Origin of the sequence: Capnocytophaga sp. G2, from assembly GCF_035282625.1 — a bacterium.
In the GTDB taxonomy this organism is placed as follows: Bacteria; Bacteroidota; Bacteroidia; order Flavobacteriales; family Flavobacteriaceae; genus Capnocytophaga.
In genome coordinates this window covers 88,815-108,212 of record NZ_JAYKBU010000009.1, presented here as the reverse complement: position 1 = coordinate 108,212, position 19,398 = coordinate 88,815, and the positions used below count along the sequence as shown (strand labels likewise).

Sequence of the window (19,398 nt, the reverse complement as noted above, 5' to 3'; positions counted from 1 at the left end):
TATGAAAAAAAAATATCATTTTCTCGTGAGTTTGTGTATTGCTTTCTTATGGATAGCATGTGCTCGTGTTGGATCTCCTACTGGAGGTGAACAGGATAAAACCCCTCCAAAAGTACTAAGAACCACCCCTCCTAATGAATCAGTCCACTTTGTAGGAAATCGTATTCGTATTTATTTTGATGAATATGTTGTTCTAAAAGATATACGCAAACAACTTATCATCTCTCCTCCTATGAAATATTTTCCTGAGATCACCCCCTCAGGAAATGCAGCTAAGTACATAGATATTAAAATATTAGATACTTTAAAAGCCAATACTACCTATACTTTCAATTTTGGAAAAAGTATTCAAGATAACAATGAAGGAAATCCTCTAAACTTTTTTTCCTATACGCTTTCTACTGGGGATGCTATTGACTCACTTACCTTAAAAGGAAATATCAAAGATGCTCAAAGTGCAAAGCCCGATAACTATGTGAATGTCATGCTTTATGAAGTAGGTGAGAAATTCTCTGATTCCATTATATACAAAGAACGACCTACCTATGTAGTTAACACTTTGGATAGCTTAACTACTTTTGAACTCACTCACCTGAGAGCAGGAAAATATATGTTAGTGGGTATGAAAGATAAAGACAATAATTATCTCTTTGATCCTAAGACCGATAAGATAGGCTTTCATAAAGAATTTATTACCCTCCCAACCTCAGATACTACCTACACCCTCACACTTTTTAAGGAGATATTACCTCCTAAGGCTTCTCGTCCTTTTATCTCAGGAGAGAAACGCATAAGCATTGGCTATCAAGGAGAAAAGGATAGCATTCAAATACATCCTCTATCTCCTCTACCCACAAATTTTGAATGGGCAATAGAGAAAGAACCCACGAAAGACACTCTATGGATGTGGTATAATCCTCAAATAAAGGATTCCCTCAAACTACAAGTAAAGAGTGATAAAGTAGATACATTCAATATCAAACTTCGTAAAATAAAGCCTGAAAAATTTACTATTAATACAGAATATAAGGGGACTTCTCCTACTAAAGAGGAAATTCATTTTCTTTCCAATATTCCTATTCGTACTTTTGATAAAAATTCTATACAAATTACAGATAAAGATAGTACTCAAGTAGATTTTCAAGTAAAATTCACTCCCAATACTTCTCAAGTAACTCTTACCCTTCCTGTAAAAGAAGGAGAAAAGTACAACCTTGTTGCTCAGAATGCCTTTGAGGACTTCTATCACCAAAAGAGTGACACCCTAAAAGAGTCCTTTTCTGCTAAACGCACTGAAGACTTTGCCTCTCTTAAAATATCCTTTAAGGATTCATTACACTTACCCATAATCATAGAACTTACAGATAAAGATGGAAAGAAAGTCCTCTATGACCAATATGTAGAACATTCAGCCTCTACTTACAGTTTCCCTTTTGTAAAAGCTGGGAATTATCTACTGCGCATAATAGAAGATACCAACCATAATAAAAAGTGGGATACAGGAAACTTTCTGCTTAAGAGGCAACCAGAGAATATTCGATACTTTGCCAAAGAAATAGAATTACGTGCTAATTGGGAAGTAGAACAAGAGATCTCTTTTGATAATTAGCCCTTAATATGATAAATATACGACAATATACTAAAGAATTCAGCTATAACCTACGCCTAGCAACTCCGATTATTCTTTCCATGTTAGGACATACTTTAGTAGGGGTAATTGATACAGCCATGGTAGGCAATGTAGGAACTTTAGAATTGGCTGCTGCTTCCTTAGGCAATAGTTATGTATTCTTATTAATGTCATTTGGAATTGGATTCTCTACAGTAGTAACAACTCTTACCGCTGAATCAGAAAAGAAGAAAAATCCCACAGAAACCAAATCCATTCTCACTCATGGAATTTTTATCAACGGTTTACTTTCTTTAATCATTTTTGGAGGTTTATTTTTTTCGGAACCTCTTATGCGATATACCCAGCAGAAAGAAGATGTTATTGCCCTGGCTGTACCTTATGTACATTTGGTAGCTTTCTCAATCATTCCTTTAATGATTTTCCAATCCTTTAAGCAATTTGCTGACGGTTTTTCCATTACTCAATATTCCCTCTATGTAACTATTATTGGGAATTTATTCAACATTTTTCTAAACTATTTGTTTATCTATGGGAACTGGGGATGTCCTCGTATGGGCGTACTAGGTGCTGCAATAGGTACTCTTGTCTCCCGATTCATGATGCCTTTTATGTTATGGATTATCCTTTATAAAGATACTCGTATGACCCAATATATGACTAAACTTATTCCAAAAATAAATAGAGGTATGGTAAAGAAATTCCTTAACTTAGGAGTACCTTCAGGATTACAGGTAGTCTTTGAAGCTGGGATTTTTATTGCTGCTACTTGGATTAGTGGTGTATTAGGGGAGGTCTATCAAGCAGCAAACCAGATAGCCTTAAGTATTGCTACCTTAACTTTCATGATTGCTAATGGGATGAGTGTAGTGGCAATGATCCGTGTAGGAAATTATAAAGGATTAGAGGACTATATTTCTCTACGTAGAGTTGCTATTTCTATCTTTCTCTTCATTCTTTTAACTCAAATAGTTTTAGGTGGTATGATAGGCATCCTACGATATGAGCTCCCTACATTATTTCTTGATACTAATAAACTTAGTTCCCTTAGTAAAATTACCTTAGTAATAGATGAATCCGCACACTTACTTCTAATTGCTGCTCTTTTCCAGCTTGTAGATGGTTTACAGACAGTCGCTTTAGGAGCTTTACGAGGTTTACAGGATGCAAAAATTCCTATGGTTTTATCTTTTATCTCTTATTGGATTATTGCCTTTCCTATCTGTTACTACTTAGGACTACATACCTCCCTTAGAACTACAGGTATTTGGATAGGGCTCCTCTCTGGACTTGCTTTCTCTGCTATCTTACAGACTACCCGTTTTCTGTTCTTATCAGGGAAATTAATCAAGCATAATCATTCTTAATTTAAAAAACATTAATATGAATTCATTCCCTAAATTCTTACTTGGTGATAACACCGATTATCCCGATGCTATCTTCATTATTCACACAGAATTTCCTCGCTTTATCCTTAACCTCACTAATGATGAGGTAGAATGGCTTGAAGAATTTGATAAAGAAGATGAGGAGGAACTTGCATCCTCAGCGGAAAGTCTCATTGGAGAAGCCACCGCTTTTTATGATCGAGAAATAAGCCGCTATGAATAATTTTATAAATACCCTTAATGAACTTGACCAAGAGATGATTCTCTTCCTCAATGGATTAGGTTCTCCTTTTTGGGATGGTTTCTGGCAATTCATTACTAACAAGTGGACTGCCGTTCCGTTATATGCTTTACTGTGTTGGCTCTGCTATAAGAAGCATTCTTTAAAGCAATTCCTTGCGATCCTTTTGTGTATTGCTGTGATGATTGCCCTAACTGACCAACTCTCCAATCTCTTCAAAATACAATTTCATAGGCTTCGTCCTTGTCATAATCCTTTGATTAATGGACGACTTCGCTTTACTCATTGTGGAGGACAATTTGGATATTTCTCAGCCCATGCTGCCAATACTTTTGCTTTAGCCTGCTTCTTAGGAAATATATTCAAACACTTCTATCCTAAAATGCTATTGTGGCTATTATTATGGGCTTCTATAGTTTCTTACAGTCGTATCTATTTAGGAGTACACTATCCTTTAGATGTACTTACAGGGCTCTCCATAGGTATACTTTTCGGGTATGGTATGTACATTTTCTATAAAAGAATAATAATTAAAAAGATAAAATAAGAAAGAGGTTACCCTTTTCGGACAGCCTCTTTCTCTTCAATAGCCCCTTCCTATACAAATACGCTACTGACAATAAATCCCTATCATAGGGTTTGTATATACTTGTTAAATATTTTTTTATGATGTTTTAGCTTATCTATTTTTAGTAAAGATTATCCAAGAAAACTTATTTTGCTAAAACTGTCTTCATCTCTCCTTGACAAATACAAGTACCTCCTAAATAGGTTTCTATCCTCACTAAGGTTACCTCCAAGAACTCTTGAATAATATTTATATGAGTCTTTAAAACTATTCCTATTTCCGGAAGTTGATAGATTTCTATTTGCTTGATAGCTCCAATATAACCCATAGGAGTAGGTTGGTTATTCAAATAATAAGCATACCCCTTATGCAGAGCTACACTTTGTGCCATGTGCTCAATAAGTCCCGCTGCAGAAAGGCAACTTCCCTGTACAAATATATTCTTCTTAGTAATGGTAAATCCTACTAAAGCAGATGTAGAGTCATATTCCAAAAGAGCATCTACCATTATCATAGGTGAGCGCTGTGGAATAAGTTGCTTTATGAGCTGTAAATCTGAAATTAGGCATTGCTTCATGTAAAATCAAAAAGAGTAAGAAGAGCAGCTTTCATCGCTCTTCTCAATTATGCATCTATATTGGCATATCTAGCATTTTTCTCAATAAACTCACGGCGAGGAGGTACATCATCTCCCATAAGCATAGAGAAGATACGATCAGCTTCTACAGCATTTTCTATAGTCACCTTACGCAAAGTGCGATGTTTAGGATCCATAGTAGTATCCGCAAGTTGTGTAGCATTCATTTCACCTAACCCTTTGTAACGCTGAACAGCTACCTTAGCCTGTGCCTGAGAATAAAATTCATTTGTAATAGCATCTCGTTCCTCATCTGACCATGCATATTGCTCTTTTTTACCTTGTTTGAGCAAATATAAAGGAGGTGTTGCTATGTAAATATGTCCTTCCTCAATAAGTTCTCGCATATAACGGAAGAAGAAAGTTAAGATAAGGGTAGCAATATGAGAACCATCTACATCGGCATCACACATAATGATTATCTTATAATAGCGCAATTTACTCATATTAAGTGCCTTAGAATCTTCATCCGTTCCTATAGTTACCCCTAAAGCCGTATAAATATTTCTAATTTCCTCACTATCAAGCACTCTATGTTGCATTGCTTTTTCTACATTAAGAATTTTCCCTCTAAGAGGGAGAATTGCTTGAAACTTTTGGTCACGTCCTTGCTTAGCGGTTCCTCCTGCGGAATCTCCTTCTACTAAGAAAAGTTCACAATTTTCAGGATTTTTATCTTGGCAATCCGCTAATTTACCAGGAAGACCTGCCCCTCCCATAGGAGATTTTCGTTGTACGGCTTCACGTGCTTTCTTAGCCGCCAAGCGAGCTTGAGCTGCTAAGATCACTTTATTTACTATCGTTTTAGCATCTTCTGGATTTTCCTCTAGATAGCTCTCCAACATCTCAGAAACAGCTTGAGAGACGGCTGCAGTTACCTCTCGGTTACCAAGCTTAGTCTTAGTTTGTCCTTCAAATTGAGGCTCCGCTACTTTCACTGAAATAATGGCTGTAAGTCCTTCACGAAAATCATCTCCTGAGATCTCCAAAGGATTCTTCTTATCTTTGCTCGCCTTTTCTAATAATCCTGATTTATCGGCATAATTCTTCAATGTGCGAGTAAGCCCCATTCGGAATCCCTGTAAATGAGTTCCTCCTTCATGTGTATTAATGTTATTTACATAGGAATGTAAGTTCTCATTGAAGGAATCATTATATACCATTGCTACTTCAACAGGTATCTCATTCTTCTCTCCTTCCATGGAAATAATTTTTGAGATAATAGGAGGACGATTACCATCTAAGTATTGGATAAACTCTACTAAGCCTTTTTCAGAATAGAATTCTTGAGAAAGAGGTTTTCTTTGATCATCCTTTTCTCTCAAGTCAGTAAGTGTTATACGAATTCCTTTGTTAAGGAATGCTAGTTCTCGAATACGAGAAGCTAAAATATCATAACTAAATTCTATAGATTGCTGAAATATTTCAGTATCAGGGAGAAAAGTAACCTTAGTTCCTCTTTTATTTGTTTTTCCTATTTCTTTAACCGGATAAAGAGCAACCCCTCGTTCATACTCTTGTTGCCATTCTTTTCCATCACGATATACAGTAGCTGTCAGATGTGTAGAAAGTGCATTCACCACAGATACCCCTACTCCATGCAATCCTCCGGAGACTTTATAGGAACCTTTATCAAACTTTCCCCCAGCCCCTATTTTGGTCATTACCACCTCAAGGGCGGAAACTCCTTCTTTTTTATGTATATCCACAGGAATTCCACGACCGTTATCTTCTACTGTTATAGAATTATCAGGATTAATAAATACAGAAATAGTATCACAATATCCTGCAAGAGCCTCATCTATGGAGTTATCTAACACTTCATAGACTAAGTGATGCAATCCTCTCATTCCTACATCACCTATATACATAGAAGGACGCACACGCACATGCTCCATTCCTTCCAAAGACTGGATATTATCTGCTGAATATTTGTCTTGATTTAATTGTTCACTCATTGGAGTTTTATTTATGAAAAATCGGACAAAGATACAATCTTTTTTTCTCACTCACAAATTTTACAAACAAATAATGGAAAAATTTTTATTGTTTATTCTTTGAAAAATACTTATTTTTGCCGCCAAAAAACAACTTTTATGAAATGGCAAGGAAGACGACAAAGCGACAATGTGGAAGATCGCAGAGGAGTTAGCACTACGGGAAAAATAGCTGCAGGCGGTGGGGTTCTTGGAATTATCATCCTTCTCTTACAAGTGTTTGGTGGAGAGACAGGTCAGACTTTAGCTCCGTTATTAGAACAATTCAACCAAGCAGGGCAAACCTCCCAGTTAGCCAATGAGGCAGACCTTACTGAGGAACAAAAAGAAATCAAAGCCTTTACTGCTACCGTACTGGCAGATACCGAAGATGTGTGGGAGAAAATATTTAAGGAAAATAACTTAGGTACTTACCAAAAGCCTACCTTAGTACTTTTCACTGATGCAGTACAAACTGCTTGCGGAAATGCTAGCAGTGCAGTAGGTCCTTTTTACTGCCCTGGTGACCATAAGCTCTATATGGATATGAGTTTCTTCGAGGAACTTCGTACCCGTTTTGGAGCTAAGGGAGGAGATTTTGCTATCGCATACGTAATGGCACATGAGGTAGGTCATCATATACAAACGCTCTTAGGAACTTCTCAAAAGGTACATCAAGCGCAACAAAGACTTAGCCAAAAAGAAGCCAACAAACTCTCGGTATCCTTGGAACTTCAAGCCGACTTCTATGCAGGGGTATGGGCACATTATGACAAACAGTATTTAGATGCCGATGATATAGAAGAAGCGGTAAGTGCAGCCAATGCTGTAGGGGATGATGCTATCCAAAAACGTATGCAAGGACAAGTAGTTCCCGACTCTTTCACCCATGGCACCTCCAAGCAACGTGTATATTGGTTCATGAAAGGTTATGAAACAGGTGATATCAATCAAGGAAATACCTTTGAATAATAGTTAAATGTTTAATGATCAATGATTAATCATTGTTACCATTAATCATTATAAAAGTTGGGTAAATCAGCTTATCGCTATTTCTGGAGAAGAAATAGAGGAAAGTCCGGACACCACAGAGCACTATAGCGGGTAACGCCCGTCCGCCGCAAGGCGAGGACTAGTGCAACAGAAAGCAAGTACAGTTCGGCTGTAGTGAAATCAGGTAAACTCTATAGGGTGCAACGCCAAGTAAACCGACAACTAAGAGTAGCTCGCTCAATGTCGGAGGGTAGGCGGTTAGAATGGTCTGGCAACAGTCCATCCAGATAAATGATAAGCACTTTCCTCCAAAGGGAAAGCACAGAATCCGGCTTATGATTTGCCCACTTTTTAAAGTGAAGAATGAAAAAGCAAGTATTGAATAAAAGATGTGAGATTTTTGTTAAATCTCGCAGTTTTTATTCCAACAGTTTTTATATCTTTTCCCATTCAATAGAATTAGGTCTTTTCTGTGTCTTGAAAAAAGATTGGGCTACCTTGTAAAACATATCAATAGGGAGCACTTTGTTTTTGCTAAGGAATACCTCCGTCCCATGTATATTCTCAACAAATACTTCTATACCTTCTTCTGTACCTCCTTTGCTTATATATTGTACTTCTTCATCCAAATAGTAAATAACACACTTATTCCCTTTGACAAAAGCGGATAACTGAGGAAATCCATTTTCCTTAAAAGTTAAAATAAAAAAATTGACCTCCTCTAAAAATCGCTTTCTTAGTAATATTTCTAATTCTTCAAGAGAAACTACAAAATACTCTTGGTTAAAATCATTTAAGTACATTCTTACTCTTTATTTTCCATTATCATATATTTTTACCTTTCACAAAATCCTAAAGATAAAAGTTTTTCCCTAAAAGCTGTAATAACAGTGGGAGGTGTTGCTGATTCATGTTTGATATTTACCAGTAATTTTGCTTTCTCCTTTTCATCTATATAAACTTCTTTCTCTTTATAAAAATACATCCAAAAGAAAAAACCGTTATAAGAAACCGTTATTTCATCATATTCCTTATCTACTCGCACTATTTCATCTTTTAGCCTTTCTTTTAAGTTACTAAAAGAAGTCTCTATCACAAAAAAGCTCTCTACTGCCATCTTACTTTTTACTTTTCACTTTACTTATGATGATGCCTCCCGCCATGGCTACATTGAGGCTTTCTGCCTGTTGTAGTTTGCCAAAACGAGGTATGGTAATAGCTCCATTGGCTAAGGCGGCAACCTCTGGACTGACACCATTGGCTTCGTTGCCCAAAACAATCACACAATCTTCAGGGAAAGTAGTAGTATAGAGGTTTTCCCCCTCCAAGTTCGCTACATATACAGGTAACGCACAGGTAGCCAAGAAGCCCTCTAAGGGTAAATAATGCACCTCCACCCGTGAGAGTGATCCCATAGAGGCTTGCACTACCTTAGGATTATAGCAATCCACCGTCTGCTCGCTGCACAGCAGCGTTTCTATGCCAAACCAATCACATAGGCGAATCAGTGTACCCAAGTTACCAGGGTCTTGGACATTGTCTAAAGCCAAAATAAGTCCCTCTTGGAGTATCTCCTTTCTTTCACGTTGCTGGAAGATAGCCACCCCTTCATCTGGATGTTTTAGAGTGCTGAGTCGCTGGAGTTCCTCTGGACTTACAAGAATTAGCGGATGCCCCACAAGATGAGGAGAAAAAGCATTGGTTGCGTAGATAGCCTTTGCCTTATAGCCTGCTTTCAGAAATTCTATTATACTTTTCTTTCCTTCTACCACAAAAAGCCCTAGTTCGTTTCGATATTTCTTAAGGGAAAGCTTCTGTAGAAGTTTGAATTGATTTTTGTTTAGCATATCTGTACTAAATAATCATAAGGCAAATATACAATTATTTTTGAAAAAATAGTATCTTTGCAAAAATATTCATCTCTATGAAATACTACCTTATCGCAGGAGAAGCCTCAGGCGACTTACATGGAGCAAACCTGATGCATTCATTACAAAAGATAGATCCTCAAGCACAATTTCGTTTTTGGGGTGGTGAACGTATGGAAGCGGTAGGGGGTACATTGGTCAAGCATTACCGCAATTTGGCTTTTATGGGCTTCTGGGAAGTAGTAGCCAACCTTAGGACTATTCTTCGCAATATTGATTTTTGCAAACGCGATATCGCTCAGTTTCATCCCGATGTGCTTATCTTTATTGATTACCCTGGTTTTAATATGCGTATTGCTAAGTGGGCTAAGGAGCAAGGAATTCCCACTCATTATTACATTTCACCACAAATATGGGCTTGGAAAGAGAATCGTATCAAGGCAATTAAGAGGGATGTAGATAAGATGTATGTGATTCTTCCTTTTGAAAAAGATTTTTATGAAAAGAAACACCAATATCCTGTAAATTTCGTAGGACACCCTCTCTTAGATGCGATTGCTTCTCGTAAGGAAATAAGTGAAGAGGAATTCAAGCGAGAAAATAGCTTAGATAAGCGACCCATCATTGCCTTACTTCCTGGCAGTCGCAAACAGGAGATTTCCAAGATGCTCTCAGTGATGCTTTCAGTAGTAGGAAGCTACCATCAATATCAGTTTGTTATTGCAGGAGCCCCTTCTCAGGAATATGAATTCTACAAACAGTTCATCAAGGAAGAGAATGTACATTTTGTTAGTGGGAGAACACATGATCTGCTTTCTCTCTCCTATGCTGCTTTAGTAACCAGTGGAACCGCAACTCTTGAAACAGCATTATTGAATGTACCTGAAGTAGTATGCTACCGAGGCAATTGGATTTCTTATCAGATTGCCAAACGAGTTATTAACTTAAAATATATCTCCCTAGTGAATCTTATTATGGATGCTCCTGTAGTTACTGAACTTATCCAAGGAGCACTCAATACTCGAAACTTAAAAGTAGAATTGGAAAAACTCCTTACTCCCTCTTATCGGGAAGAACTTATTAATAACTATAAGAAATTGAGAGATAAATTAGGCAACAGTGGTGCCAGCGATAGGACAGCTAAAGCAATTTTCTCCTCTATAAAATAAAAGGCATCACAATAGGCGCCAAAATAGCAGTAAAAACTCCATTGAAAATCATTCCTAAACTAGCGTAGATAGCGTGCTTTTCACTAAGGTTCAGAGCAGCCATAATCCCTAAAGCATGTGAGGCTGTTCCCAAAGAGATTCCGCGTCCCATAGGGCTTTTGATCCCTGTCCATTGAAGCACTTTAAAACCTAAAATAGACCCTAAAATTCCAGTAACTATTACAGCTGCTACTGTAAGAGAGGTAATTCCATGTAGCGTTTTGGAAACTTCAAGAGCAATAGGGGTAGTAACTGATTTAGGAGCCAAAGAACGAATGATAGCATCACTAGCTCCCAACCACTTGGCAATATAACTTACTGAAAGGATTCCTGTTAAGCTTCCTATAAATTGTGAAACTAAAAGTGGAAGTAATTGTTTTTTAATCTTGGAAAGTTGTTGGTATAGAGGTACGCCCATAGCCACGATGGAAGGCTTGAGCCAAAAATCAATATACATTCCCGCATTACGCTCATAGGTCTCATAGGAGATATTGAAGATAACCAAATAGCCAATAAGGACAGAAACGGCAAGCATCACAGGGTTTAGAAATACCGATTTGTATTTCTGCTGGAGCATGAGTACTCCATAATAGACTCCAAAGGTAAGAGCCAAAAGTACTAAAGAGTTTTCAAATATTTTCATGATGATGTTTGGTTCTTTTACGCATAAGTTGATAAATATGTCCGGTAATAACCATTACAATAACAGTGCTAACTACAATAGCGATACTGATAGACCAAAAATTTTTAGCTATTAGGTCAAAATAAGCCAATATAGCCACACTGGGTGGTACGAAGAACAGTCCTAAATGGGAAATTAACATATCGGAAAAAGCTTTAACCCAGTGCAATTTTATCCATCCCAAACGTAAAAAAAGGGTAAGCAATATCATTCCTATAATGCTAGAAGGAAAATGAATTTCCGTGAGATACACTACCAATTCTCCCAAAGCTAAGCAACCAAAGATGATGGCACAATATCTGATTAACATAAAAAAGTAATTAAAAAACGGGCGCAAAGGTACAACTTTTAATAACAAATGACCAATGATTCATAACAAATCTTTTCCACATTATTCAACAAAAAATCCGACTCAAAAAAGTGAGTCGGATTTTTTGTATATGGAAAAAGTTGTTTTAACCTCCAAAATCATCGAAGCGAATGTTTTCATCAGGCATACCAAAGTCTTGTCCCATTTTCTGAACAGCTTTGTTCATCATTGGAGGACCACAGAAGTACAATTCAATATCTTCTGGAGCTTCGTGTTTGCTCAAATACTGTTCAATGACAGCATTGTGAACAAATCCTAAGAATCCATCCCCTTCAGGATCATTGATATCTTTCTTCACTTTCCAATTGTCTTCGGGTAATGGTTCAGAAAGTACAATAAAGAATCTAAAATTAGGAAATTCTCGTTCAAGTTCACGGAAATGTTCTACATAGAATAACTCTCGTTTGGAACGACCTCCATACCAATAAGTAACCTTCCTTTTAGTTTTTAAGGTTTTAAAAAGATGGTATAAGTGAGAACGCATAGGCGCCATCCCTGCTCCCCCACCTACATATAACATCTCAGCATTAGAATCATTGATAAAGAACTCACCATAAGGCCCTGAAATGGTTACCTTATCTCCTGGTTTGCGAGAGAAGATATAAGAGGAAGCCACCCCTGGATTTACATCCATCCAACCTCCTTTAGCTCTATCAAATGGAGGAGTGGCAATACGCACGTTCAACATTATACGGCGCCCTTCTGCTGGATAGGAAGCCATAGAATAAGCACGTTCTGCTGGATCTGGATTCTTCATCACCAGTGGCCATAGCTTGAACTTATCCCATTCCATTTTGAACTTCTCAGGCTCCCCTGGATGTTCTTTAGGATGTGCAGTAATATCAATATCTGTATATTTTACCTCACAGGCAGGAATTTCAATTTGAATATATCCTCCTGGTCTGTAGTTCATATCCTCAGGGAGCTCTACCACGAATTCTTTAATAAATGATGCCACATTATAGTTGCTCACTACTGTTGCTTCCCATTTCTTGATACCAAACACTTGTTCTGGTACCCCTATTTTCATATCTTGTTTTACTTTTACTTGGCAAGCCAGGCGCATACCTTCTTTGAGTTCTTTCTTGGTAAAGTGAGGTGTTTCTGTAGGAAGAGCTTCTCCTCCTCCTTCATATACATGACATTTACATTGCAAACAGGATCCTTTACCACCACAAGCCGATGGTAAGAAAATCTTTTCATTACCTAGGGTAGATAGTAAAGATCCTCCTATGGGTACATCTATTTCTTTATCATTATTAATGGTAATCTTCACAGGTCCCGATGGGGTTAGTTTTTGTTTTACATAAAGTAAAATCGCCACTAACAATAAAATTATCACTAATAATCCTATTACTGTAACAGTAATAGTTGTTAATATTTCACTTACTAAAATCATTACTTAAATCTTTTGTGTTATTGGCTAATTTATCAGTTTTCACTTCTTGTTGAATAGTTGTTTCTTGTTTAGGTGCTTCTTTCTTTTTGCTATTATCTCCGGTAAGCATTCCTCCGAAACTCATAAAGCCTATTGCCATAAGTCCTGTGGTGATAAAGGTAATTCCTAAACCACGCAAAGGAGCAGGCACATGTGAATAGCGTATCTTTTCACGAATAGCTGCCAGGGCAAGGATAGCAATAGCCCACCCTAATCCTGAACTAAATCCATAAGCTACTGAAAGCCCAAAGGAATGAATAGTTTCTTCACGTGATTGCATAAAGAGTGATCCTCCTAAAATAGCACAGTTCACTGCTATCAGTGGCAAGAAAATACCCAATGAATTATATAACGATGGTGAGAATTTCTCCACAATAATCTCAACAAGCTGCACCATAGTAGCAACAGTAGCAATAAATAAGATATAAGTGAGGAAACTCAAATCATATTGTGCATATTCTTCACCTAACCAAGCCAAAGCACCTTCTTTGAGGATATATTGGTTCAACAAGTAGTTCATTGGTACGGTAAGTGTTTGTACAAAAATTACAGCCGCCCCTAAGCCTATAGCAGTTGACACTTTTTTAGATACAGCCAAATAGGAACACATACCTAAAAAAGTAGCAAATATCATATTCTCGACGAATATGGATTTAAAAATCAGTGTTAAATATTCTAACATTTTGTTCTCTTTTTAAATGATTAATGACTGTTCTCTATAAGGGCTTTGTTACGTGAACGCTGTACCCATACTACGATACCATAAGTTACCAATGCCATTGGAGCCAAGAGCATAAATCCATTATTTTCATACCCTAAAGCATACACACCCGTTTTCTTGATAGGGTCCCCTAATACTTGAAAACCAAGCAAAGTACCTGATCCCAAAAGTTCACGGAAGAAAGCTACAATAAGCAAAGCGATAGAATAACCTCCTGCATTACCCAAGGCATCTAAGAAAGATTTTCCCGGAGGGTTCCCTAAGGCAAAGGCTTCAAAGCGTCCCATCAGAATACAGTTAGTAATAATAAGCCCTACATATACTGACAACTGCTTGCTCAGGTCATATACAAAGGCTTTGAGCACAAAGTCCACCACAATTACCAAGGTTGCTGCTACGATGAGCTGAGCAATGATACGAATTTTAGGTGGTATCACATTTCTAAGCAAAGAAATGGTTACGTTCCCCATTACCAGCACAAAGGTAAAAGAAAGGCTCATTACAATAGCTGCTCTAAGTTGGGCTGTAATCGCTAAAGCTGAACAGATACCTAATACTTGTACTGTTACAGGGTTATTATCCCATAAGGGATCTTTTACTAGTTTGATATCTTTTTTTGTTAGTCCCATAGTCTTATTTGTTTAAACTCTTAATATAGGATACATAGGCGGAAATTCCATGCTGAATCATATTAGCAACTCCGTTTCCTGTAAGAGTAGCTCCTGCAATAGCATCCACCTTACCATCTTCTTTACGTTTGTTTTCAGGGTCTGCATTGGTTTTGGAGATTTTGATACTTTGGAAATTACCACTTGCATCTAAGAGATGTTCTCCAATGAAATCATCCATGAAGAAGCGTTCCTTAATATTAGCTCCTAACCCGGCAGTTTCTCCTTTATGGTCAAAGAAAACACCTTGTACAATTAAATCTTTATCCACTGCAATATACCCCCAAATAGCATCCCATAATCCACGACCATTTACAGGGATAATATAGATTGTTTTGCCATCTTTTTCTCCCACATACAAAGGTAAGCCTTCACGGTGACCATTAAAATTAATCAGATCATCTGCTCCTTTCACTTCCTTAGCGGTATTATCTGCAGGATTAATAAGGTATTGCTCTTTAATATATTTATCAAATTCAGCATTTGCTTCCTCTGTAGTTAAAAACACTACCTTTCCTTCCCCAAGGGATCCTTCATTATGATTTACCCCCATAGCATAAAGGATATTTTGTTTCTTTTCTAGTTTCTTATTCTCACTGATTTGATGACTCAGTGCGGAAGAAATTCCAGCGAGCAAAGCTCCTACGATTACCACCATGACAATGGCGAAAATCACTGTGTATGAATTACTTTCTGTTTTGATTGCCATAATTATGCGGTTTTAGTAGTTAGTTTTAAGCGTTTTTTTCGACGTGAAACATTGGCTTGTACTACAAAATGGTCAATAGTTGGCGCCAATACATTCATTAGTAAGATAGCAAGCATCACCCCTTCAGGATAAGCTGGGTTGAAACAACGAATAGCAATAGCCACAAATCCTGCTAAGAAACCATAAATATATTTTCCTGTATTGGTCTGTGCAGCAGTTACTGGGTCAGTAGCCATAAAAACCGCTCCAAAAGCCAAGCCTCCGATAAGCAAATGCTCATAAGCAGGCAGACTCCACAGAGCAAAGAATTGTGTACCTTCCACCGATGGTGCCAAACAATTAAAGATAGTCCCCATCACAAAGGCGCCTACGAACATACTCACTATCACTCTCCAAGAAGCAATCTTGGTATAGATGAGGAACAAAGCTCCTAAAAGTATCAATAAGGTAGAGGTCTCTCCTACAGAACCTCGAATAAATCCATAGAAAAGGTCTGAAACTTGATAAGTCTCTGGTTGCCCTTGTGCTAAACTTCCCAAGATAGTCTCCCCAGATACAGCATCTAACTTTGCTCCAGCAGCAATATCACTTGCTCTCTTAAGAGTTCCTTCCACCCATACTTTGTCTCCGGTCATTGAAGTAGGATAAGCAAAGAATAAGAAAGCGCGAATGGTAAGGGCAGGGTTTAGAATATTCATTCCTGTACCTCCAAATACCTCTTTCCCTATAATCACTCCAAAAGCCACTGCTACAGCAAGCATCCAAAGGGGTATATCAATAGGTACAATCAATGGTACCAACATACCAGTTACCAAATATCCTTCTTCTACTTCATGCTTACGGATAGTAGCAAAGATAAATTCAATACCTAAACCCACTATATAGGAAACAATAACTAAAGGAAGTACCTTAATAGCTCCTATGGAAAAATTCGTCCAATTCCAAAAATCTCCACTGAAAAAGGACATTCCTGCTTGAGGTTCTAAGTCTCCAAAAGCTACTTGATGCTGGTATCCTGCATTAAAGATACCAAAGATCAAGCATGGAATCAGTGCCATAATCACGGTATTCATAGTCCGCTTTAGGTCATCAACTGCCTTAATATGAGTACCTCCATGGGTTACCTCATTAGGCGTATAAAGGAAAGTGTGAAGTGCATTAAAGGTTGTTTCCCACTTAGTGCCCTTATACTTCTCTTTTAATGTATGTAATTTACTTTTTAAACTCATTTTATTATGAATAAGTTAATTATTTCTTTTTTATTGATTTGCGAATTAGTTTTAAAGCCCAATCGTAATGACTTGACGTTGCCGAAACTAAGTAAGAGCCTAAGGAGGTACTGCCCGTCCAGTGATACTTCTTTTTGGTAAAAAGCTCCTCATCAGTGTGTTTCAGTATAAACTGGAACACTTTGTTATGAGTGGCTTCAAAAAGTGAGAGCATCTCAGTAAGTGATACTTCTTGACACTGTTCCCATATCTCTTGGTTTAATTTAGGAGTGTCTTTCATAGTGTAACCTTCTTTGGGTATTTTGGGTTTACCTCCTTTCATTCCTTCCTCATACCAGTTTAAGAACAATAAATGCCAATAATACAAATGTCCTATAACATCACGAATATTCCTATTCATAGTACCTTCGGGAAATGCTTTTTCTCGCTGCCTCTCAGGTAGTGCTTCTATCAAAGAAATCAACCTTTGGTAATTTTCTTTGGCTAAAGTTACTAGACTTCCTTTACTTGTTGGTCTTGCCATAGGTTAGGCTTTTGCTCTTAGCATGTCATAAACAGTCTTATCAATATGGAGATATTCTATAATCTTATGAATGTCAAACTCTACTTTATCCTTCTTACTTTCCTTACGCTTAGCATTGGAGACAGATAGATAGTACTCACTTCCCGATGTATATACAGTGAATGTACTATGATTTTCTCCTTCATCACCTCTTTGAATAGTTTCTGATAATTGTTCCCAATCACCTTGTTCAACTTTCTTTTTGAAATCTGCCTCATTTTCTATAAAAGAAAAGATAGGTAAGTTTTCTTCCTTGAACCATTCTTGTATTTGTTCATCAAAAGGGAGTCTGGCTCTTTTAGCTGATAAAACACTGAAAAACATGATAATAGCAAATTCTGCCACCCAAATTGCAGTAAGGAAGCCTCCACTAATAGTATTTCCTTTGATTCCCCAAGTACCATTTTCATTGATAAGCTTTATCAAATCCAAAAGAGCAGAGGGATGGGAAAGCAGATAAAGTAATTGTTCGAATTGAACATTACTTACCACAATTCCTATTTGTTTGTTCCCGTAAGATTCTGTTCCATTAATTGCTAAATCCGACCATACCACCCATTGTAAATAATAGGCAACAAGACCAGAGAGAATAGCCAACAGAATAGCCAATCCATAACTGCGAACTTTTCCTAAATTAATCATTAAATAACTTACTATAAAACAGATTCCAAAACCGAATCCTATAGTAATTAAGACATTTATATAAATTAATGGGATATACCATGTTGCATAAGCATATATAGCAGAAAGTATAGGAAATACTACCACACATGCTAATACAAAATAAAGAAAAGCTAGAGGGGAAAATTTCCCTGAAGGTTTGTAATAATTTGACATATAACTACATTTAACTGTTTGCTATCCTAATTCATCCATCATTAAATCAAGCCCATCTCTGATGATTTGCTGATGTGGTTGTTTGGACACACACACAAACTCAGTCAAGGCAAAATCTTCAGGAGCTATCTCATAAGCTCCAAGATTTTCTAATTCATCCAAGTCCTTATACAGACAAGCTTTTAGCAACTGCATAGGATAGATATCCAAAGGAAACACTTCTTCATACATACCCGTTACTACAAAGGCACGCTGTTCACCATTGGTATTGGTGGTAAGATTATACTTTCTGTTAGGGTGAAGCCAAGAGAAAGTAAGCGCACGGGTAAGTGAAATCTTATTAGAAATAGGTTTCGCCCATCCTAACAAATCATAATCATTTCCTTCAGGAATAGCAGTAATTTGATCATCATAGAATCCTAAATAGTCATTTTCACTTACTTGAGTACCCGTAAGTACATCACCACTGATAATACGTGTAGTTGCTATATCCTTCACTTGATTCCCTACCACTGCACTAATTTGTGCTCCTGCAAGAGCTGTTACATATTCAGGAGCCTCAATACGAGCACCTGTAAGAGCCACGATACGAGTAAGGTTCATCTTTCCTGTAAGGAAAAGTTCTCCAATAACTACCAAATCCTGTGGAGTTACTACCCATACTACTTCTCCTTTATTTATAGGACTGATATGAGCAATCTGAGTGCTCACATTTCCTGCAGGATGTGGACCAGAGACATTATGCAAAACAATGTCTTTAAGATCACGGAAAGGAGATAGTGAACTATCCTTGAAAACAGATACATGTACCTTACCTGTGGTGAGCTTAGATAAAGCTGTAAGAGCTACCTGTAATTCTTTTTCCTTTCCTTTGAGTACATAGTCATAATCAGGCGCAAGTGGATGGGTTTTGCAAGCCGATACAAAGATTGCCTTAGGCTTACTATCCACACTGGCAATTACGTCATAAGGACGTTGTTTGATAAATGGCCAGCAACCTGATTGTAACAAATGCTCTTTAATTTGTTGAGCAGAAAGCTGTTCTACTTCTTTCTTTCCGAAGTCATGAAAAGACTGAGTAGTGTCAGGAGTAATTCTGATTTCCAGAATTTTACGGCGTTCTCCACGGATAATTTCCGTGATAGTACCACTAACGGGAGAAGGGAACAATATCCTTTCATCTCTTTTGTCGTAGAAAACGGCGTCTCCGGCTTTGAGTGTTGCCCCCTCACGTACAATGAGCTTGGGGATTACGCGGTGGAATTCAGCAGGCTTTATACCGTATACCTTTGCCAGCGGAGTGGCTTTGGTAATTGTCTCGGCTTTTCCTTCCAACTGAATGTCCAATCCTTTTCGAATACGGATGTCGCTTGACATAGGATATAAATTAGTTAGTTTCTTAAAAAGTCGCGCAAAAGTATCATTTTTTTTTTAATTAATTATCAAAATTTTCTTTTTTAACAGCCTTATTCTATTATTTATATTCTTTATAAATAAAAATATTATTTGCCCTACTATGGAATACTTATCCTTGATGGAAGTATCTTTTTCTAACTGTTTTCTCTGGACTAAATAGTTAAAGAATATGTTTATTTACATATACCCTGCTGTTTTATGTTAAACACTGATAATTATATATTATTGAAATACAAGCCTTTGAAAATAAAAAAATA

Annotated in this window: 21 protein-coding genes and 1 other RNA gene; 7 read left to right on the top strand and 15 right to left on the bottom strand. The window is 37.3% G+C overall.

What is annotated here, in order from left to right:
* Position 1 precedes the first annotated feature (1 nt).
* The 4 genes from VJJ03_RS06785 to VJJ03_RS06770 are packed head-to-tail and all read left to right on the top strand — an operon-like array spanning position 2 to position 3,806.
* The gene (locus VJJ03_RS06785) at positions 2–1,609 is read left to right on the top strand and encodes an Ig-like domain-containing protein (RefSeq protein ID WP_323974589.1); all 1,608 of its coding nucleotides are present in this window, start codon (positions 2–4) and stop codon (positions 1,607–1,609) included.
* 8 nt (positions 1,610–1,617) lie between these two features.
* Positions 1,618–2,997 (top strand): MATE family efflux transporter, encoded by a 1,380-nt coding sequence (locus tag VJJ03_RS06780; protein ID WP_323974588.1) that lies wholly within the window; start codon positions 1,618–1,620, stop codon positions 2,995–2,997.
* Positions 2,998–3,013: 16 nt separating this feature from the next.
* Positions 3,014–3,241, top strand: a complete 228-nt coding sequence (locus VJJ03_RS06775; protein WP_323974586.1) for a hypothetical protein — start codon at positions 3,014–3,016, stop codon at positions 3,239–3,241.
* Positions 3,234–3,806 (top strand): phosphatase PAP2 family protein, encoded by a 573-nt coding sequence (locus VJJ03_RS06770; protein ID WP_323974585.1) that lies wholly within the window; start codon positions 3,234–3,236, stop codon positions 3,804–3,806. The genes VJJ03_RS06775 and VJJ03_RS06770 overlap by 8 nt, the downstream gene beginning before the upstream one ends.
* A gap of 166 nt (positions 3,807–3,972) precedes the next feature.
* Here the strand turns inward: VJJ03_RS06770 and VJJ03_RS06765 are convergent, their stop codons facing one another.
* Both VJJ03_RS06765 and gyrB read right to left on the bottom strand, forming a co-directional pair.
* Positions 3,973–4,404 (bottom strand): hypothetical protein, encoded by a 432-nt coding sequence (locus tag VJJ03_RS06765; protein ID WP_009745320.1) that lies wholly within the window; start codon positions 4,402–4,404, stop codon positions 3,973–3,975.
* 47 nt (positions 4,405–4,451) lie between these two features.
* Positions 4,452–6,422, bottom strand: a complete 1,971-nt coding sequence (gene gyrB, locus VJJ03_RS06760; protein ID WP_323974583.1) for a DNA topoisomerase (ATP-hydrolyzing) subunit B — start codon at positions 6,420–6,422, stop codon at positions 4,452–4,454.
* A gap of 138 nt (positions 6,423–6,560) precedes the next feature.
* Here gyrB and VJJ03_RS06755 point away from each other — a divergent pair, with 138 nt between their 5' ends.
* Together VJJ03_RS06755 and rnpB are read left to right on the top strand one after the other, a co-directional pair.
* On the top strand, positions 6,561–7,412 hold the full coding sequence (locus VJJ03_RS06755) for a neutral zinc metallopeptidase (RefSeq protein ID WP_323974581.1): 852 nt from the start codon (positions 6,561–6,563) through the stop codon (positions 7,410–7,412).
* Positions 7,413–7,470: 58 nt separating this feature from the next.
* Positions 7,471–7,784, top strand: an RNA gene (rnpB, locus tag VJJ03_RS06750) — RNase P RNA component class A.
* An 83-nt stretch (positions 7,785–7,867) separates the two neighbouring features.
* Here the strand turns inward: rnpB and VJJ03_RS06745 are convergent.
* The 3 genes from VJJ03_RS06745 to VJJ03_RS06735 are packed head-to-tail and all read right to left on the bottom strand — an operon-like array spanning position 7,868 to position 9,280.
* The gene (locus tag VJJ03_RS06745; RefSeq protein ID WP_323974580.1) at positions 7,868–8,236 is read right to left on the bottom strand and encodes an Imm1 family immunity protein; all 369 of its coding nucleotides are present in this window, start codon (positions 8,234–8,236) and stop codon (positions 7,868–7,870) included.
* Between the two features lie 32 nt (positions 8,237–8,268).
* On the bottom strand, positions 8,269–8,550 hold the full coding sequence (locus VJJ03_RS06740) for a peptidase (RefSeq protein ID WP_323974578.1): 282 nt from the start codon (positions 8,548–8,550) through the stop codon (positions 8,269–8,271).
* A gap of 1 nt (position 8,551) precedes the next feature.
* The gene (locus VJJ03_RS06735) at positions 8,552–9,280 is read right to left on the bottom strand and encodes an RNA methyltransferase (RefSeq protein ID WP_323974576.1); all 729 of its coding nucleotides are present in this window, start codon (positions 9,278–9,280) and stop codon (positions 8,552–8,554) included.
* Between the two features lie 77 nt (positions 9,281–9,357).
* On the opposite strand from VJJ03_RS06735, the gene lpxB reads away from it, so the two are divergent.
* Complete coding sequence (lpxB, locus tag VJJ03_RS06730) at positions 9,358–10,470, top strand: lipid-A-disaccharide synthase (protein WP_009745312.1); 1,113 nt, start codon at positions 9,358–9,360, stop codon at positions 10,468–10,470.
* On the opposite strand, the gene VJJ03_RS06725 is transcribed toward lpxB, so the two are convergent.
* The 10 genes from VJJ03_RS06725 to VJJ03_RS06680 form a co-directional block, all read right to left on the bottom strand.
* Positions 10,460–11,152: an LrgB family protein gene (locus tag VJJ03_RS06725; RefSeq protein WP_323974574.1), complete on the bottom strand. Its 693-nt coding sequence runs from the start codon at positions 11,150–11,152 to the stop codon at positions 10,460–10,462. The two genes, lpxB and VJJ03_RS06725, sit on opposite strands and share 11 nt — an antisense overlap.
* Positions 11,139–11,501 (bottom strand): CidA/LrgA family protein, encoded by a 363-nt coding sequence (locus VJJ03_RS06720; protein ID WP_009745310.1) that lies wholly within the window; start codon positions 11,499–11,501, stop codon positions 11,139–11,141. Before VJJ03_RS06720 ends, VJJ03_RS06725 begins: the two co-directional genes overlap by 14 nt.
* A 145-nt stretch (positions 11,502–11,646) precedes the next feature.
* The gene (gene nqrF, locus VJJ03_RS06715; protein WP_323974572.1) at positions 11,647–12,960 is read right to left on the bottom strand and encodes an NADH:ubiquinone reductase (Na(+)-transporting) subunit F; all 1,314 of its coding nucleotides are present in this window, start codon (positions 12,958–12,960) and stop codon (positions 11,647–11,649) included.
* Positions 12,944–13,681: an NADH:ubiquinone reductase (Na(+)-transporting) subunit E gene (gene nqrE / locus VJJ03_RS06710; RefSeq protein ID WP_009745308.1), complete on the bottom strand. Its 738-nt coding sequence runs from the start codon at positions 13,679–13,681 to the stop codon at positions 12,944–12,946. The genes nqrF and nqrE overlap by 17 nt, the downstream gene beginning before the upstream one ends.
* A 20-nt stretch (positions 13,682–13,701) precedes the next feature.
* Entirely contained in the window at positions 13,702–14,349 is a 648-nt protein-coding gene (locus tag VJJ03_RS06705) for an NADH:ubiquinone reductase (Na(+)-transporting) subunit D (protein ID WP_009745307.1), read from the bottom strand.
* Positions 14,350–14,353: 4 nt separating this feature from the next.
* A complete protein-coding gene (locus VJJ03_RS06700) occupies positions 14,354–15,097 on the bottom strand; it encodes a Na(+)-translocating NADH-quinone reductase subunit C (RefSeq protein ID WP_009745306.1) in 744 nt (247 codons plus the stop codon).
* Positions 15,098–15,099: 2 nt separating this feature from the next.
* A complete protein-coding gene (locus VJJ03_RS06695; protein WP_323974570.1) occupies positions 15,100–16,326 on the bottom strand; it encodes an NADH:ubiquinone reductase (Na(+)-transporting) subunit B in 1,227 nt (408 codons plus the stop codon).
* 19 nt (positions 16,327–16,345) lie between these two features.
* Positions 16,346–16,849 carry a ClbS/DfsB family four-helix bundle protein gene (locus VJJ03_RS06690; protein ID WP_323974568.1) on the bottom strand — a complete coding sequence of 168 codons (504 nt, stop codon included), beginning with the start codon at positions 16,847–16,849 and terminating at the stop codon, positions 16,346–16,348.
* Between the two features lie 3 nt (positions 16,850–16,852).
* Positions 16,853–17,725: a hypothetical protein gene (locus VJJ03_RS06685; protein WP_323974566.1), complete on the bottom strand. Its 873-nt coding sequence runs from the start codon at positions 17,723–17,725 to the stop codon at positions 16,853–16,855.
* A 21-nt stretch (positions 17,726–17,746) separates the two neighbouring features.
* Positions 17,747–19,102: a Na(+)-translocating NADH-quinone reductase subunit A gene (locus tag VJJ03_RS06680; protein WP_009745302.1), complete on the bottom strand. Its 1,356-nt coding sequence runs from the start codon at positions 19,100–19,102 to the stop codon at positions 17,747–17,749.
* Positions 19,103–19,398 lie beyond the last annotated feature (296 nt).